The organism is Nakamurella sp. PAMC28650 (genome assembly GCF_014303395.1).
Lineage (GTDB): Bacteria > Actinomycetota > Actinomycetes > Mycobacteriales > Nakamurellaceae > Nakamurella.
This window is the reverse complement of sequence record NZ_CP060298.1, coordinates 4,285,796-4,303,250: the sequence shown is the minus strand read 5'-3', so window position 1 is coordinate 4,303,250 and position 17,455 is coordinate 4,285,796. Positions and strand designations below refer to the sequence as shown.

General features: G+C 67.4%; 15 protein-coding genes. 9 read left to right on the top strand and 6 right to left on the bottom strand.

All coding sequences use genetic code 11. The features are described 5' to 3' along the window. Positions 1-16: 16 nt before the first annotated feature. Positions 17-922, bottom strand: coding sequence for a sigma-70 family RNA polymerase sigma factor (locus H7F38_RS19510; RefSeq protein WP_187091376.1), 906 nt, complete (start codon positions 920-922; stop codon positions 17-19). Positions 923-1,287: 365 nt separating this feature from the next. Between H7F38_RS19510 and htpG the strand changes: the two genes are divergently transcribed. Next, positions 1,288-3,273 (top strand): molecular chaperone HtpG, encoded by a 1,986-nt coding sequence (htpG, locus tag H7F38_RS19505; protein ID WP_187091375.1) that lies wholly within the window; start codon positions 1,288-1,290, stop codon positions 3,271-3,273. Between the two features lie 67 nt (positions 3,274-3,340). Here the strand turns inward: htpG and H7F38_RS19500 are convergent, their stop codons facing one another. Continuing rightward, on the bottom strand, positions 3,341-4,846 hold the full coding sequence (locus H7F38_RS19500; protein WP_187091374.1) for a DUF2079 domain-containing protein: 1,506 nt from the start codon (positions 4,844-4,846) through the stop codon (positions 3,341-3,343). 453 nt (positions 4,847-5,299) lie between these two features. Here H7F38_RS19500 and H7F38_RS19495 point away from each other — a divergent pair, with 453 nt between their 5' ends. From H7F38_RS19495 to H7F38_RS19470, 6 genes are all read left to right on the top strand, one after another. Further along, a complete protein-coding gene (locus tag H7F38_RS19495; RefSeq protein WP_187091373.1) occupies positions 5,300-5,968 on the top strand; it encodes an HAD-IA family hydrolase in 669 nt (222 codons plus the stop codon). 103 nt (positions 5,969-6,071) lie between these two features. Continuing rightward, positions 6,072-7,277, top strand: a complete 1,206-nt coding sequence (locus H7F38_RS19490; RefSeq protein WP_187091372.1) for a sedoheptulose 7-phosphate cyclase — start codon at positions 6,072-6,074, stop codon at positions 7,275-7,277. Then, positions 7,274-8,158, top strand: a complete 885-nt coding sequence (locus tag H7F38_RS19485; protein ID WP_187091371.1) for an O-methyltransferase — start codon at positions 7,274-7,276, stop codon at positions 8,156-8,158. Before H7F38_RS19490 ends, H7F38_RS19485 begins: the two co-directional genes overlap by 4 nt. Positions 8,159-8,187: 29 nt before the next feature. Next, on the top strand, positions 8,188-8,985 hold the full coding sequence (locus tag H7F38_RS19480) for a TauD/TfdA family dioxygenase (RefSeq protein WP_187091370.1): 798 nt from the start codon (positions 8,188-8,190) through the stop codon (positions 8,983-8,985). 147 nt (positions 8,986-9,132) lie between these two features. Then, positions 9,133-10,437: an ATP-grasp domain-containing protein gene (locus tag H7F38_RS19475; RefSeq protein ID WP_187091369.1), complete on the top strand. Its 1,305-nt coding sequence runs from the start codon at positions 9,133-9,135 to the stop codon at positions 10,435-10,437. 3 nt (positions 10,438-10,440) lie between these two features. After that, positions 10,441-11,466, top strand: coding sequence for a D-alanine--D-alanine ligase (locus tag H7F38_RS19470; protein ID WP_187091368.1), 1,026 nt, complete (start codon positions 10,441-10,443; stop codon positions 11,464-11,466). 48 nt (positions 11,467-11,514) lie between these two features. Here the strand turns inward: H7F38_RS19470 and H7F38_RS19465 are convergent, their stop codons facing one another. The 4 genes from H7F38_RS19465 to H7F38_RS19450 form a co-directional block, all read right to left on the bottom strand. Then, on the bottom strand, positions 11,515-12,276 hold the full coding sequence (locus H7F38_RS19465) for an SDR family NAD(P)-dependent oxidoreductase (protein ID WP_187091367.1): 762 nt from the start codon (positions 12,274-12,276) through the stop codon (positions 11,515-11,517). Between the two features lie 97 nt (positions 12,277-12,373). Continuing rightward, positions 12,374-13,099, bottom strand: coding sequence for an FAD:protein FMN transferase (locus H7F38_RS19460; protein WP_222618188.1), 726 nt, complete (start codon positions 13,097-13,099; stop codon positions 12,374-12,376). Positions 13,100-13,212: 113 nt separating this feature from the next. Continuing rightward, entirely contained in the window at positions 13,213-13,701 is a 489-nt protein-coding gene (locus H7F38_RS19455) for an FMN-binding protein (RefSeq protein WP_187091366.1), read from the bottom strand. A gap of 5 nt (positions 13,702-13,706) precedes the next feature. Beyond that, positions 13,707-15,113 carry a ferric reductase-like transmembrane domain-containing protein gene (locus tag H7F38_RS19450; protein ID WP_187091365.1) on the bottom strand — a complete coding sequence of 469 codons (1,407 nt, stop codon included), beginning with the start codon at positions 15,111-15,113 and terminating at the stop codon, positions 13,707-13,709. Between the two features lie 254 nt (positions 15,114-15,367). Between H7F38_RS19450 and H7F38_RS19445 the strand changes: the two genes are divergently transcribed. Together H7F38_RS19445 and H7F38_RS19440 are read left to right on the top strand one after the other, a co-directional pair. Then, positions 15,368-16,063 (top strand): response regulator transcription factor, encoded by a 696-nt coding sequence (locus tag H7F38_RS19445; RefSeq protein WP_187091364.1) that lies wholly within the window; start codon positions 15,368-15,370, stop codon positions 16,061-16,063. Beyond that, positions 16,060-17,415 (top strand): cell wall metabolism sensor histidine kinase WalK, encoded by a 1,356-nt coding sequence (locus H7F38_RS19440; protein WP_187091363.1) that lies wholly within the window; start codon positions 16,060-16,062, stop codon positions 17,413-17,415. The genes H7F38_RS19445 and H7F38_RS19440 overlap by 4 nt, the downstream gene beginning before the upstream one ends. Positions 17,416-17,455 lie beyond the last annotated feature (40 nt).

The following is a 17,455-nucleotide window of genomic DNA, read 5'->3' as shown; positions in this document are numbered from 1 at the left end:
CGGTCGGGCGGCGGCCTCAGCCGGCCCGGACCCGCTGGGACAGTTCCGCATGTTCGGCGTAGACCCCGTGTCGTACCTCGCCGTGGGAGTGGGACATGGCCAGCCGGCCGACCACCGTATTGCGGGCAGCCATGGCCTGGTAGTAGGCGCGACGGGAAGCCGCGGCGCGTCCGGTGTTGGGCAGCGCAGGCATCGATTCCGGGTCGAGCTGGGAGTTCATCCCGTCCCGCAGCAGAGCGGTGGCCTCCGTGCACATCTGCGAGACGCGTGACTGCGTGACGGCCAGTCGGGCGGCGATGTCGCTCATCTGCCTCTGCTCGAAGTAGTACGCGAAGACGACGAACCGCAGGCGTTCGGGCAGCGCTGCGATGGCGTCGTGCAGGTATCCGATCTGCTCGCGGTGCAGGATGAGGGCTTCCGGGCAGTTGGCGCGGCCGTCGGTGTCCACCGGGTTCACCGGCAGGGAATCGGTGGCGAACGTGTGCAGGCTCAGCACGGTGCCCCGGGCCAGATCCGAGTGCACCCGGTCCAGCTCCCGGCTGCTGATCCCCATCGCTGCGGCGACCTCGTCGTTGCGCGGCGCCCGGCCGAGCGTGGCCATCAGCTCGGCCCTGGCCGTCTCGATGTCGCGGGCCCGGCTGCGGACCGCCCTCGAGGCCCAGTCCATCGCCCGGAGTTCGTCGAGCAGGGCGCCCCGGATCCGGAACGAGGCGAAGAGCGGGAACGGCACGCCGCGAGTGGGGTCGTAGGCCCGGGCGCTCAGGACCAGGGCCGTCATCCCGGCCGACATCAGGTCGTCCCGAATGACGTGACGGGGGACGGTGCGGAGGCGCTCGGCCACCAGGACGCCCACCAGACCGACATGACGTTGGATCCGCGCGGCCACGACGGAGGACGGCGGGGTGTGGCGGAGAGTGATCATCGCCGTGATCGTCGGACAATTCCCGCCCGTCCGGGTTTCGCGCGAGGCATCCAGTGACTCTGGGTAAACGAGAGCCTCACCTGGTTGGCGGTCGCCCTTACTAGGCGTTAGACCCGTTCGGACCGCATGAATGGTCACAAGACTCCCATATGCACTGAAAATGTCGCCCGGGGTTCCCCGTTGTGAAAATATACTACCCTCAGTGACGAGATCTTGCCGCCTGTGTTGTCGATCTCCTCCGCGGTCCGGTGACGGAGCGGAGTGCTGCCGGCCCCAGAGGCAGGGTGGACCCGAAGGATTTCGCCGGACACGACTATCGTCGCCGTTGCATGCATCCCGGCAGGACTGAGAGGTAGTGACGCTTGATGAGCACCGAGGCGATCCAGGACGAGACGATCGAGTTCCAGGCAGAGGCGCGACAGCTGCTGCAACTGATGATCCATTCCATCTATTCGTCGAAAGATCTCTTCCTGCGCGAGCTCATCTCCAATGCCTCCGACGCTCTGGACAAGCTGCGGCTGGCGGCCTACCAGGACAAGGACCTTGAGGTCGACACCTCTGACCTGCACATCGATCTCGAGATCGAACCGGAGGGTCGCTCGTTGACCGTCCGGGACAACGGCATCGGCATGACCCGCGCCGAGGTGGTCGACCTGATCGGCACGATCGCCAAGTCCGGTACCGCCGAGATGCTGGGCAAGCTGCGCGAGGCCAGGGAATCCGGCGGTTCGGAACAGCAGAACGCCGAGCTGATCGGACAGTTCGGCGTCGGCTTCTACTCCAGCTTCATGGTCGCCGACCGGGTCGTGCTGGTGACCCGCAAGGCCGGCGCCCACAGCGGGGTCCGGTGGGAATCCACCGGGGAGGGCACCTACACCGTGTCCGAATTCCCGGACGCGCCTCAGGGCACGGCGGTCACCCTGCACCTCAAGCCCGAGGACACCGAGAACGCCCTGCAGGACTTCGCGAGACCGGCAACGGTGCGCAGCATCGTCAAGCGCTACTCCGACTTCATCACCTGGCCGATCCGGATGGCCGCGGACGTCAGGGACGGCGACGCGAAGGACGGGGCGACGCCGCCCGAACCGCAGGTGGTGAACTCCGGCAAGGCGCTGTGGTCCCGATCCCAGGACGAGGTGTCCGACGAGGAGTACGCCGAGTTCTACCGCCACGTGAGCCACGACTGGCGCGAGCCGCTGGAGACCATCCGGCTGTCGGCCGAGGGCACCTTCGAGTACCAGGCACTCCTGTTCCTCCCCAGCCAGGCGCCGATGGACCTGTTCATGCGGGACAGCAAGCGCGGGGTGCAGCTGTACGTCAAGCGGGTGTTCATCATGGACGACTGCGAAGCCCTGATCCCTGAGTACCTGCGCTTCGTCAAGGGCGTGGTCGACGCGAACGACCTGTCGCTCAACCTGTCCCGCGAGATCCTGCAGCAGGATCGGCAGATCCAGCTGATCCGCAAGCGCCTGGTGCGCAAGGTGCTGTCGACGATCAAGTCGATGCTGGCGGACGAGCCGGAGAAGTACGCGACGCTGTGGTCGGAGGTCGGCCGGGCGCTCAAGGAGGGCCTGATCTCCGATCACGACAACCAGCAGTCGATCCTCGAGGTGTGCTCGTTCGCGACCACCCATTCCGACACCGCTGGTTCCGGGGACGCCGGCGAATCCGGTGGCCCCGGTGACTCCCGTGACGGTGCGGCGAGACCGACGACCCTGCACGAGTACCTCGAGCGGATGCCGGAGGGGCAGGACGCGATCTACTACATGACGGGCGAGTCCAGGTCCGCGCTGGAGAACTCCCCGCACATGGAGGCGTTCCGCGCCAAGGGCTACGAGGTCCTGCTGCTGACCGACCCGGTCGACGAGGTCTGGGTCGACTCGGTGCCGTCCTTCGAGGAGAAATCGTTCGTCTCGATCGCCCGGGGAGAGGTGGACCTGGGCGGCGACGACGTGGACGAGGACACCAGGAAGGGCTTCGACTCACTGCTGGCGTGGATGACGACGACGTTGTCCGACGACGTCAAGGAGGTTCGGCTCTCGCACCGGCTGACGAGTTCCGCAGCCTGCCTGGTCGGTGATCCCGGCGACCTGACCCCGACGCTGGAGAAGATGTACCGGGCGATGGGGCAGCAGGTGCCGAAGGTGAAGCGGATCCTGGAGTTGAACGCCCACCACGGGTTGGTCACCGGTCTGCGGACTGCTCAGGAGGCGCGACCGGACGACCAGGCGCTGGCCGACACCGCACGCCTGCTCTACGGCATGGCGCTCCTGGCCGAGGGCGGGGAGCTGGCTGAACCCGCGTCGTTCGTCTCGCTGCTGTCCCGGCGACTGGAGAGCACCCTGTCCTGATCACAGCCTGTCCTGATCACAGCCGGGCGGCCGGAACCGCCTGCCGGAAGCGGCGGCCGGCACCGGCTCAGCTGGTGCGGTGCGCCAGGTGGTAGCCGTCGGTGTCGTAGATCAGCTGGTAGGTGTGCCCCGGGTGCTGCTGCTGGGCGTAGTCGACGACTCCGGCCGCATCGTGCGCGGTGTGGTCGTCGATCAGGACGTACTCGGGGACCACCGCCCCGACGCTTCCGTACCAGTAGACCCGGTAGTCGGTGACGAGGTGGGTGATCAGACCCATGTTGGTTTCCACCGTCGATCCCCTCGGCATCAGCGCGATGGCTGCGGACGACGCGGCGACGTCGGCGCCGTTGGGCCGGTACGTCTTGCTCAAGAACAGGTTGTGCAACGGGAACTGCATGATCAGCACGACCGCGACCGCCAGCGCGACGGTGGGAACGTGGTCGGTGTAGTGGCGCAACCAGCCGGGTGACCGGGTGCGGATCCGGCCGATCGCGTCGAGTAGAGCGATGAAGACGATGGGCATCAGGATCAGCGAGTAGTGCCAGTTGGTGTCCCAGTACTCGTTGTTCTGGCCGACCCACCGCCACGCCAGGGTCGGCCCGGCGACCAGCACCCAGGGGGACCGCAACGCGAGGAATCCGGTGATCCCGAAGGTCAGCAGCAGGGTGACGGTCTTGAGGTCCCAGCCGGTGAAGAACGTTTGCACCGGACCGGGGCCCGCCTGTCCGAAACTGACCGCACCCCAGTAGTCGAAGCTGCCGGACTGGTTGAACGCCGGGATGACGACGAACAGCACCACCACGAAGGCTCCCGCGCCGATGACGACCAGCCCTGCTCCGATCCTCCGGGCTCCGGCGAACAACAGCAGCACCACACCGATGGCTGCGACGGTGACCCCGAGGTCTTCCTTGACCAGCAGCAGCGGCAGCGCCCACGCTGCCGCGGCCCACCAGCGGCGCCGCAGGTAGGCCTCCCCGGCAAAGGCGATCAGCGGTGCTGCGAAGGCCATCTCGTGGAAGTCGGTGTAGACGGCGGACTGGATCCCGAAGGACAGCACGTAGCCCAGCGCGACGGCGGCGCCACCGGCGGGCCCCAGTCGCCTCAGGGCCATCCGGGTGACGGGTACCACGGACAGCGTGATCAGCACGGCCTGGGCGACGAGCAGGGTCTGCGCGTACGGGAACAGCCGGAAGACCGGTGCCAGCATCGCCAGGATGGGGGAGAAGTGGTCGCCGAGGATGTTGTAGCCGGGACCTTTGATGTCCACGATCGGAGCCCGAAGGTGGGCGTAGCCGCTGATCGCCTGCTGGAAGATCGCGTTGTCCCACGACGGCGTCGACAGGATGTTGAACCTGGTCAGCGACAGCAGCGAGTACACCCCGGCGAAGAAGGCCCACAGCGCGTACGGCAGCCACCGGAGCGGGATCGTCGTCGTCGTCCCCGCAGGTCGTCCGGAGTCGGTCACGGCCGAGGACCGGACAGGCCCGAACCCGTCAGCGGGCGTCGTCTCGTCCTGGAGCGGCAGTCGACGCCGATCGATCTCGACCGTCGACCTTCCACCGTCCGTGCGCACCGGCGACCCCATTCTGCTGTCCACCCCACTTCGCAATCATCATCTCCCATCATGACGTCCCTGACATCGGATCCGTTGCATGCCGAAGCGGCGCAGGTTGACCAGGGAAAACCACCGGTGCCCGGCGCGGGCCACCGTCGGCGGGAGGGAAGGGAGTCGCCGTCGTTGCACGATTTGCAGAGTTTGGCCCCGGTGTGGGTAGAAAAGTCTGGGCATCATCCGAGTGATGGAACGAGGACACCGATGACCGAACAGAACGTGACGGCCACCCCGGTCCGGCGCTTCCTTGCCGGCCACCGGTACGGAGATTGGTGCGTTCGTCGAAAGGGTCAGCTCGACATGAACTGGGCCCAGGTCGTTCTCGCCGGACCTGACCACGCCGCGGCCACGCGCTCGGTCGGAACTTTCCCCGCCTGCGACCAGGCAGACCACCAACAGAATGGGTTACCCCAGATGTCAGCAATCCTGTTCGGCTCGATCAGCACCGTCGCCAACACCTCCGAACTCCAGCGTCGCGCATTCAACCAGGCGTTCGAGGCCCACGGCCTCGACTGGCACTGGGATCGCGAGACCTACCGCACCATGCTGTCCAGGAGCGGCGGGCAGGACAGAGTCGCCGACTACGCCCACTCACTGGGGCACAGCGTCGACGCCCGGGCGGTGCACGAGACGAAATCCAGGATTTTCCAGGACGCGTTGGCGACGTCGGAGCTGGCGCCGCGTGAAGGCGTCGTCGACACCATCCGGGACGCCAGGAAGAGCGGCTGGAAGGTCGGTCTGGTGACGACCACTTCCCGCGAGAACGTCTCGGCGCTGCTGGCGGCGCTGAGCCCCCAGGTACGCCGCCAGGACTTCGACGTCGTCGTCGACTCGTCGAGCGTGGGACAGCCGAAGCCGGACCGGGCCGCGTACTCGTACGCGCTCGAGATGTTGGACGAGAGCCCGACGCAGTGCGTCGCCATCGAGGACAACGTCGACGGTGTGCAGTCCGCCGTAGCCGCCGGTCTGGTCTGCGTCGCCTTCCTGAACGAGAACACGGCCGGGCACGACGTCGCCGCCGCCGATCGCAGCGTCGACCGGCTGGACGTGCGCGAACTGCAGCTGGTCGCCGGACTGAACTGATCGGCCGAACCTCACCCACTCGATCCTGCGTGCAGGCAAGTGCTCCTTGCCGCGCGCGTGCGCCGCCCTGCGCGCCGACCAACGAACTGGAGATGCATCAAAAATGACCGCCCAGCTGCAACCGACCTTCACCGCGACGGACACCGCATTCCACATCGAGGCCTACGAGAAGATCGACTACTCGCTGCTGTACGTCGATGGCGCCTTCAACGTCGAGAACACCGAGATCGCCGACAGCTACCGCCATCTCGGGCGTTGCCTGATGGTCATCGACGACGCCGTGTACGCGCTGAACGGCGAGCAGATGCGTGCCTACTTCGACTACCACCACATCGATCTGACGATGTTCCCGGTCGCCATCCGGGAAACCGCCAAGACCCTGCGGACGGTCGAATCGATCGTGGACGCGTTCGGCGAGTTCGGGCTGCTGCGCACCGAACCGGTGCTGGTCGTCGGTGGCGGCCTGACGACCGATGTAGCCGGGTTCGCCTGTGCCTCCTACCGCCGATCGACGAACTACATCCGGATCCCCACGACGTTGATCGGACTGATCGACGCGAGCGTCTCCATCAAGGTGGGCGTGAACCACGGAAAATCCAAGAACCGCCTGGGTGCCTACCACGCATCCCAGAAGGTCATCCTGGACTTCTCGTTCCTGAAAACCCTTCCGACCGACCAGGTTCGCAACGGGATGGCCGAGCTGATCAAGATCTCCACCGTCGCCAACAGCGGGATCTTCGAGCTCCTGGAGAAGTACGGCGAGGATCTGCTGCACACCCGGTTCGGTCATCTCGACGGGACGCAGGAGCTGCGGGAGATCGCCCAGCAGGTCACCTACCAGGCCATCGAGACGATGCTGCGGCTGGAGGTTCCCAACCTGCACGAGCTCGATCTCGACCGGGTGATCGCCTTCGGCCACACCTGGAGCCCCGTGCTGGAGCTGACGCCCGAGGTTCCGTTCTTCCACGGCCAGGCCATCAACATCGACATGGCCTTCTCGACCACCCTTGCCGAGCAGCGCGGCTACATCTCGGTCAGCGAGCGCGACCGGATCTTCTGGCTGATGAGCCGGCTCGGGCTTGCCCTGAACAGCCCCCACCTCACCTCCGAACTGCTGGGCAAGGGAACCGATGCGATCATCCAGACCCGCGACGGCCAACTCCGGGCTGCCGTACCCAGGCCGATCGGAACCTGCTACTTCATCAACGATCTGACCGGCGACGAGCTCGACCGGATGCTCACCATCCACGGCGAGGTGTGCGGTCACTACCCGCGCGGGGGCGCCGGCGAAGAGATGTTCACCGTATGACCGGGTCAATCGCAGCGGCTCGCAGGAACCCGGCCACCACGTCGGTGCCGGGCTCGCCGAGACCGGTGACACCGAGCAGCATCCTGGCGCACCGACTCGAGCAACTCCTCCAGCGGGTGGGCGAGGCGGACGGCGTCGAGCCGTCCCTGATGTCGGAACTCCGCGAGATCTGCGAGCTCGCACAAGGTCTGGATCCCTACCTGGACCGCTGGACGACACCGGAGTCCGCTGCGCTGAGGTTGCTCACCCGGCGGACCCAGGAGCAGGACTGGAATCGTCGTCCCCAGGGCGAGGGGCCCGGACCTCTGGAGCAGGAGATGCTCTCCGGCCACGTCGAGGGCCAGGTCCTGAAGATGCTGGTGCACGCCACCCGCGCCGAGCACGTGCTGGAGATCGGGATGTTCACCGGGTATTCGGCACTCGCGATGGCCGAAGCGCTCCCGGACGGCGGTCGGCTGGTCGCCTGCGAGATCGATGCCGACGTCGCCGCCTTCGCGCAGCGCTGCTTCCAGGAGTCCGCCGTGGGGCACCGGATCACGGTCCAAGTGGGCCCCGCCCTGACCACCCTGCACGAACTGGCCGCCGCCGGCCAGGTCTTCGATCTCATCTTCATCGACGCCGACAAGGGCGGCTACGCCGCCTATCTCGACGCCATCCTGGACTCCGGACTGCTGGCACCACACGGACTGGTGTGCGTCGACAACACCCTGATGCAGGGGCAGCCGTGGGTGCCTGGTTCCTCGACGCCGAACGGGGCCGCGATCGCCGAGTTCAACCAGCGGGTGGCCGCTGACGCCCGGGTCGAACAGGTGATCATCCCGCTACGCGACGGTCTGACCCTGATTCGTCGGGTCGACGCGACCGGGCTTTCAGACCGATGACGCACGCGCAGTTCTCGAAGGGAAAGACCATGCATCACGAAGTCCTGGCCCCGATCGGTCTGAGGATCACCGACCTGCCGTTGGGCGAGGTCGATCAGGACGTGCTCGCCGAACTGCGGCGTCTGCTGGCCGACCACGGCGTCGTGGTCCTGCCGGGCCAGGACGTGGACGACGCAGCCTTCGTCGCGTTCCTGAAGCGGTTCGGGGAGTTGACCTTCTCCACCGGGGAGACGCCCGTGGCCGGCTTCCCGGATCTCAACGTGATCAGCAACGTCGGGCGGACCACCCCGCCCCGCAGCGTGTTCCACGTCGACACCAGCTACGTGCGCAACCCGCCCGCCTACACCGCGCTGCGGGCGGTCGAGATCCCCGCGCGGGGAGGGGAGACTCTCTTCACCAACCAGTACCGGGCGTTCGAGACCCTGCCGGGTGACATCCGGGCGGAGCTGGAGGGCCGGATGATCAAGCACGTCGTGACCGGCCTCGACCTCGGCGAGGACGACGAGACCGAGGCCGAGCATCCAGTTTTCCGTCCGCACCCGATCTCCGGCCGGACGGCGCTGTACCTGTCCACCCCGGAGCGTTGCGTGTCCATCAGCGGTATGGGGGATGCGAAGGGGCGCAGCATGATCGACTACCTCTACCGCCATTCCACCGCCGAGGACAACACCTTTCGTCACGCCTGGTCGCCCGGCGACGTGGTGATGTGGGACAACGGCTGCGTCCTGCATCGAGCTGACCACGGTGACGTCGTCGGCGACCGGGTGATGCACCGCGGCATGGTGACGGGGTACGGCCGGCTCAGCGCCGGACCGGCGGCGGCGTAGCCGTCGTCCCGTCGTCCAGCAGACTCCGGTATCGACGAAACAGACGGGACACCAGCCTTGTCTCCCTCCCAGGCATCCGCTTCGACATCCACCGAGAAATCCGCGCCTGCACACGTCCCCGCACCCGTCCCTGCTGGGCGGCGCCCGGTGAAGACCGTGTCCAAGACGCTCGGTGCCCTCGGTCTGCTCCTGCTGGCCCTACCCCTGAACCTGCTGCTCACGGCGGTCGCGCTGGTCCGGTCGAAGTTCGTCGGCCCCTCCCGACGGAAAGCGCTGCGGCCCAGTACGATCCTGATCAGCGGGGGCAAGATGACCAAGGCGCTGCAACTCGCGCGGTCGTTCCACGCGGACGGCCACCGGGTCATCCTGGTCGAATCGGGCAAGTACTGGCTGACCGGACATCGATTCTCCCGGGCCGTCGACCGCTTCCACACCATTCCGAAACCGCAGTCGCCCGATTACGTGGACGCGCTGATCGCCATCGTGCGCAAGGAGGGCGTCGATGTCTACGTACCGGTCTGCAGCCCGGCGGCCAGCTACTACGACGCGCTCACAAAGCCGGCCCTGTCGCAGTACTGCGAGGTGCTGCACTGCGACCTGGACATGATCCGGACCGTCGACGACAAGTACGAGTTCGCCTCCCGGGCCGCCTCGCTGGGTCTGTCGGTGCCCGACACCCACCGCATCTCGTCGGCGCGTCAGGTCGACGACTTCGACTTCGGCGGGGCCGAGCAGGATTACATCCTCAAGAGCATCGCCTACGACCCGGTCCACCGGATGGATCTCACCACGCTGCCTCGCCCCACCCAGGCGGAGACCGCCGCTTTCGCTGCGTCCAAACCGATCTCGGCGGACAACCCGTGGATCATGCAGGCGATGGTCCGCGGCCAGGAGTACTGCACCCACAGCACCGTGCGGGACGGGAAGATCCAGGTCTACTGCTGCTGCGAGTCGTCGGCGTTCCAGATCAACTACCAGATGGTCGACAAGCCCGAGATCGAGGAATGGGTCAGGAAATTCGTCGAACCGCTGAAGATCACCGGCCAGGTCAGCTTCGATTTCATCGAGGCCGATGACGGCGGTCTCTACGCCATCGAGTGCAATCCCCGGACCCACTCGGCCATCACGATGTTCTACGACCATCCCGACCTGGCGTCGGCCTACCTCGACGACGGCGTCCCGATGATCAAGCCGCTGGAGGGTAGCCGGCCCACCTACTGGATCTACCACGAGATCTGGCGTCTGGTGACGCAGCCGAAGAACATCAGGTCCCGGCTCGCGACGATCCGTCGCGGGAAGGACGCCATCTTCGACTGGAACGATCCGCTGCCGTTCCTGATGGTCCACCACGCGCAGATCCCGTGGTTGCTGCTGCACAATCTCCTGCATCTGAAGTACTGGGTGCGCATCGACTTCAACATCGGCAAACTCGTCGAGCCGGCCGGGGACTGACCGGTGACCGCCCGTGTGCTGCACCTGGTGGGTTCCGCGGTCAGCGAATTCCTGTGCGATCTGTCGCGTCTGTATGCGAAGGATGCGCTGGAATCTACGGCGGACGCCGAACGCTACGAATTCCACGTCGCCTATGTGACCCCGGATCTGCAATGGCGGTTCCCGGCCGATCTGAGCCCCGAAGCGATCGGCTCGGCACCGCCGATGCCGTTGAGCGAGGCGGTGCAGCACCTGACGGCGCTCCGGCTCGATGTCGTGGTGCCGCAGATGTTCTGCCTCCCCGGCATGACGTCCTACCGGGCGTTGCTCGATGTGCTCGGGCTGCCCTACGTGGGGAACACCCCCGACGTGATGGCGATGACCGCGAACAAGGCGCACGCGAAAGCCGTCGTGGCCGCAGCGGGTGTGGCCGTACCGCCCGGCGAGGTACTCCGCCGAGGGGGAGCGGAGCCGTCCCTCCCGCTGCCGGTGGTTGTGAAACCGGTCGACGGCGACAACTCCCTCGGTGTGAGCCTGGTCCGCAGCCGGGAGGAGTACGGCGCCGCCCTCAAGCTGGCGTTCGCCCATTCCGGCGGGGCCCTGGTGGAGTCGTTCGTCGAACTCGGCCGCGAGGTTCGCTGCGGCATCCTGGTGCGTGACGGTGAACTCGTCGCGCTGCCGCTGGAGGAGTACCGGGTCGACAGTGCGACCAAGCCGATCAGGAATCACGACGACAAGATCAGCCGGAACGACGACGGTGACCTCAACCTGGTCGCGAAGCAGTTGTCGAAGGCGTGGATGGTGGACCTGGGTGATCCGATCACGTCGCGGGTGTGGGAAGCGGCGAAGAAGTGTCACGTGGCCCTGGGATGTCGCGACTACAGCCTTTTCGACTTCCGGATCGACCCCAGCGGGCAGCCGTGGTTCCTGGAGGCCGGCCTCTACTGCTCCTTCGCCGGGAAGAGCGTCATCCCCATGATGGCCGAGGCCGCCGGGATACCGCTGTCCGATCTCTTCCGGATCGCCGTGCAGGAGGCGATCGCACGATAGAACGGCGACGAGAACGGCGGCGGTGCACGACGGTGTGGCCGGGCAACGTCATCTGGGTGCCATCCGGATGGCACCGTCCAGACGGATGACCTCGCCGTTGAGCATCGGATTGGCGATGATGTGCTCCACCAGAGCCGCATACTCGTCCGGAGTTCCCAGCCGACTCGGGTGGGGCACCTGGGTGCCGAGGGACTGCCGGGCCGACTCCGGGAGGCCGGCAAGCATCGGAGTCTCGAAGATGCCGGGTGCGATCGTCATCACGCGGATCAATTTGTCCGCGAGATCCCTTGCTGCGGAAAGAGTCAGGCCCACGACCCCGCCCTTGCTCGCCGAGTAGGCGGCCTGCCCGATCTGACCGTCGAACGCCGCGACCGAGGCGGTGTTGACGATCACGCCCCGCTCCTCGCCGATCGGGTCCGTCCGGGCGATGCGTTCGGCGCCCAGACGGAGGACGTTGAAGGTGCCGACCAGGTTGATCTGGACGACCCTGCTGAACTGCTCCAGCGGGAGGACGCCGCCCTTGCCGAGAATGCGACCAGGGGTGGCGATCCCGGCGCAGTTGACCACGACCCGCACCGGGCCGAAGCTCTCGGCGAGGTCGAAGGCCGCCGCGATCTGCCCTTCGCTCGTGACGTCGGCTTCGACGAAGCTCGCCTTCCCGTCGAAGGTGGCGGCGACCTCGCGTCCGCCCGACGAGCCGAGGTCGACGAGGACCACCTGGGCGGCCGCGGCGGCCAGCCTCCGCGCGGTGGCCAGACCGAGGCCGCTGGCCCCCCCGGTGATCACGGCTACTGCGCTGTCGAGATCCATGGTGATTTCTCCGGTTTCGTGATTAATGCCGAGAGGGTCGATTCAGCAGATCTGCACCATACCCACCGACGTCGCCCGCTTCTCGGCAGCGCCCGGACTACGGCTGCACGATCGTGGTGCTGCCGTCCTCCCAGACGACCAGACCCGTGCGGCCCGGGCGGGTCCGCAGCCACCGGGCGGCATCACGGCCGTGCACGTACGCGGCCGTGGCGTCGATGTCGGCACCGGTCAGCGATGGGCCCACGACGGTGACCGACGCGACGCCGACGGGGCTCAGCCCGGTCCGGGGGTCGATCAGGTGGTGTCCGCGATGAGCCGTGCCGGAGGTGGCGACGGCGCCGGTGCGGACGGGCACGACGGCCAGGATCCGGCTGGGATCGCGCGGGTCCTCCACCCCGATCTGCCACAGGGCGCCCCTGGTATCGACGGTGCGACAGACTATGTCGCCTCCGGCCGAGAGACAGAAGTCGGTCCCGGGCAACTCCCGCAATGCGGCGGCGGCCCGTTCCACCGCCCAGCCCTTGACGACGCCGCTCGGGTCCAGGACGCGGGTGTTGCCGGGGCCGGGGAGCGAGATGCTGAACGCGCCGTCCGACTCCCACTCGGCGGCCTGCCCAAGGGCGAATACCTCTGCGACCTCGGGCGGGCAGTCCTGGACGGTGATCTCGTGGCGCCCCAGCCGGCTGATGAACGAGTCGGGTCGGTATGTGCTGAACACCGCGTCGACGTCGCGCAGAACGGCCATGACCCGCGACCAGGCAGCGGTGGCCCGGTCGTCGCGGCTGTGCCGCCCTCGCAGTGCGAGGCTGACCGGCATGCCCATGACGTGTTCCACGTACCGAGCCGTGGCGGACTTGATGTCGGATGCAGCGGGGTCATCGGCATCAACCGGTGTCGCAGTCGGGCCTGATTGATTCGTAGCCCGGCCCGATCGGTTCACAGCCCGGCCTGATCGATGGCGCTCTGCAGGGACGTCAGGTAGCCGTCGCTGGTGACGGTGGCGCCGCTGACCATGTCGACCTTGGCGCTCTGCGCGGTGATCGTCTCCTGGACCAGGATCGGCAGGGCGTAGGAGTTGATCTCCTGGTCCCGACCGTTGCCGTTCGGGTACTGCACCACCGACACGGCGGTGATCTTGCCGTTCTGCACGGTCAGCTGCACCTGGACCGGCCCCCATCGGGTATCCGCGACGCTGCCGGTGACGGTGGCGTTCTTACCGGTGCTAGGGGCTGCCGCGGCGTTGGTGCTGGGCGCTGCCGCGGCGCTGGTGGCGGGGGCCGCTGCAGCGCTGGTCGGCCCGGCCTCCCGGGTGGACACGAACGCGGTCTCGCCCCCGACCGCTTTCGAAGAGGTGGACGTGTGGTAACCGAGCAGCAACACCAGGACGGTGACGGTGCTCATGAAGAACATCACGATGCGTTTCACAGCTGTTACCACCCAAAGCTTTCGACGTGGAACTGGTCTGCCCTCAGCCCGGCGGCCTCGGTGGTCCGCCGGACGTCCTGCGCCCATTCCTGGGGACCGCAGACGTAGACATCGCGATCGGCGATGTCCGGCACCCAGCGGGTCAGGGCCGTCAGGTCGTCGGCCGGTCCGATGCCGGACCCGAGCCAGGAGCCGGCGTGCCGCCGGTGCCCGGGCAGAAAAACCACCCGAAGGCCCCGCTGATCGGCGAGCCGGAGCAATTCGCTCTCGAACAGTGGCACTCCGGAGAACCGGTACAGCAGAACGGCTTCCCCCGGCGCATAGGTCAGCGCTTCGGCCAGTGCCCGCAACGGAGTCACCCCGACCCCGGCCCCGATCAGTGCGATTCGTGGCCGGGTGCGGGCACGAGGACCGAGACGGCCGTACGGACCTTCCACCAGCACCCGTGTCCCGGGACGCAGCGAGGAAAGCACCGCGCTGCCGTCCCCGACCACCTTGGCGGTGATCCTCAGATGGCGCCCGTCGGGGGCGGCGGACAGGGAGTAGGGATGGGATCTGGTCCAACCCGCACCGCTCAGGAACCGGAAGTTGAAGAACTGCCCCGCCTCTGCCCGTATCCGGGATCCGCGACCGGCCATGTGCACCGAGATCACCCCACTGCCTTCCGGTCCGACGGCGGTGACCCGGATGCGGTGGCGCGCGCTGCGCCACAGCGGCAGGGCCAGTCGCCACACCAGAACCGCTGCCACGGAGGCGATCCACAAGCCCCACCAGAAGACGGTCCTGGCCGTGCTGGCCAGGAACTCCCGACCCGTCCACAACTGGTGGGGCAGAGCCAGCCCGACACCCAGGTAGGCGTAGAGGTGCAGCAGGTGCCAGGACTCGTAGCGCAACTTGCGCCGGGCGGCCTTGACGCTGGTCACGACGACCATGATCAGGCACAGGGTGCCGCCCGCAGCCAGCAGCATGCCGGGATCGTGGATCGTCATGTCCCAGAGGGTGCCGGGCGTCGCGCTCAGCTTCCCGGCGGCGTAGCCCCAGACGATGAGCACCAGGTGCGCGAGCATCAGATTGAAGGAGGCAAACCCCACCAGGCGATGGACGTGGGCCAGCCGGTCCTGCCCGAACGCGTGCTCCAGCAACGGTATTCGGGCCATCAGCAGGACCTGGACCAGTAGCAGGTCCGCGGACAGCAGCCCCGTCAGCCGACCCGTCGAGGTCAGCCCGGTCTCCCAGCCGGTCAGGTCCGAGATGCCCCCGCCGCTGGCCCACCAGTAGGTTACCAGCAGCAGACTCGACCAGCAGGCCACCAGAAATGCCAGCCGCACCGATGAGTCCCACCGTGCCCGGGTGGTGCTGACCGCGGTGCCGCCGGTGGCGTGGTCCGCTCGTGAAAGGGCTTGTGCCGTCATGCGTCGCGACTCCCTCTTGATGTGTCTGGAGCCGATCGTGTCGTGCCCGGCTATGGATTGCGACGGATTCGACTGTGTCCGGGCTGTGCGCCAACTGAGGGTCTGCTGATGGTCTGACCTGGTCGGATGTTTCGCCGAGATGCCGCTCCAGGATGAACGCCGGAGGTAAGGGGCGGGTGGGATGCCCCGGTCCGGTCGGTGAGAACTTGGTGAGATTGTGCGGTAGTTCGGCCGCTATCGGTCACGATGGACCGATGGTGCCCCGACTTCTGCTGGCCGATGACGACCGTGCGATCCGCGAGTCGCTGGAGCGCGCCCTCGAACTGGAGGGCTATGCGGTCACCTCGGTCGTCGACGGGGTGCAGGCGCTGTCGAAGATCCGCCGCGAGGTCCCCGACGTGGTGATCCTGGACGTGATGATGCCGGGCGTCGACGGACTGGGGGTCTGCCGGGTGATCCGGGCCGACGGGATGCGGGTGCCGATCCTGATGCTGACGGCGCGGGTCGAGGTGGATGCCCGCGTCGAGGGCCTGGATGCCGGCGCCGACGACTACCTGGCCAAGCCGTTCGAGCTGGAGGAACTGCTGGCCAGACTGCGGGCGCTCCTGCGAAGGGTTCCCTTGGAGCCGGCCGGCTCCGATCCGCAGTTCGAGCTCGAGGGCCTGCGGATCGATTCCGACAGCAGAAGGGTCTGGTGGCACCGCGAGCAGCTGGACCTGTCCAAGACCGAGTTCGACCTGTTGGAACTGCTCGGTCGCAACCGGGGTACCGTGCTGACCCATTCGGCGATCTACGATCGCATCTGGGGGTACGACTTCGGGCCGGAGTCCAAGAACCTGGCCGTCTACATCAGCTATCTGCGCCGCAAGCTGGAACTGGTCGGCGCGCCCGCGCTGATCCGGACCGTTCGAGGCGTCGGCTACAGCCTGCGGGGCCCGGCCGAGCTATGACGCTGCGACAGAAGTTCGTCCTTGCCTTCGCAGTGGTCGCGGCCGTGGTGGCGGGCACGATCGGCGCAGTCGCCTACAGCACCACCGAGCACGCGCTGCACAACGAGATCAACGTGTCGCTCGCGGCGGCGGCCAGCACTCTGGCCGGCGGCGGGACCCTCTCCACGATCTCGCTGTCCGGTACCCAGGGCTTCGGTGGGGATCAAGGTCGCGCCGACGGCCCCGAAACAGTGGTGGAGACCGCCCAGTCGGTCGGTGCCGACGGCAGCGCCACCCACCTCTCGGGTGCCGCGGTCAGCCTGCCGGTCAGCCCGCAGGCTCGGTCGATTGCCGCCGGGACCATCGCGGGCCTGCGCGTCGTCGATCAGGTCACGGTGGGGAACAACACCTTTCAGGTGCTGACCCAGTCGCTCGGCGGTACCAGAGGAGCGGTGCAGGTCGGCCGCGACCTCAACGAGGCCGCCCGCATCCTGCGACACCTGGCGATCGTCACCGCGCTGGTCGGGTTGGCGGTCCTGGTGCTCGCCGCCATTGCCGGGTGGTGGCTGGCCCGCCGCATCACCCGGAGACTGACCCGGCTGACCGGGATGGCCGAGACCGTCAGCCAGCACGGCGATCTGGACGTCGAGTTCGCGATGCCCGGCCGGGACGAGGTCGGCAGGCTCAGCTCGTCCCTGCAGGCGATGGTCAGCCAGCTGTCGGCCTCGCAGCAGGCCCAGCAGCGGTTGGTCCAGAACGCCGGCCACGAGCTCCGCACCCCACTGACCAGTCTGCGCACGAACATCAGTGTGCTGCGCCGCTTCGACGAACTCTCGCAGAGCTCGCAACAGCGACTGCTCGACGACGTCGCCGGCGAAACCAGGGAACTCACCAATCTGGTGAACGAACTGATCGAACTGGCCATGGATCGCCGCGACACCGAGAAGCCGGAGACGCTGGACCTCGCCGCTCTGGCCAGAAAAGTGGCGGCCGTCTACGAGCATCGCAGCCGGCGGACCCTGGTCGTCACGGGCGACCCGGAGGTGACCGTGCTGGGCCGTCCCAAGGCCCTGGAGCGAGCCATCTCGAATCTGCTGGACAATGCACTCAAGTTCGATATCGGCAGCGGCGCAATCGAAGTCGGCGTCTCGCCCGGGCGGATCGAGGTCCGTGACCGGGGCCCGGGCATCGACCCGGCCGATCAGAGGCGGATCTTCGACCGCTTCTTCCGGGCCGATGCGGCGCGGAGCATGCCCGGCTCCGGTCTGGGGCTGGCCATCGTGGCCGAGGTCGCAGCCGCCCATGACGGCGCCGGTTTCGCAGAATCCCGGCCGGGTGGCGGCGCACGGATCGGCTTCACCCTGGGGGGCTGAGTCGGAGCACGCGATGTCGTCCTCGATCCGCGGGCTCGCC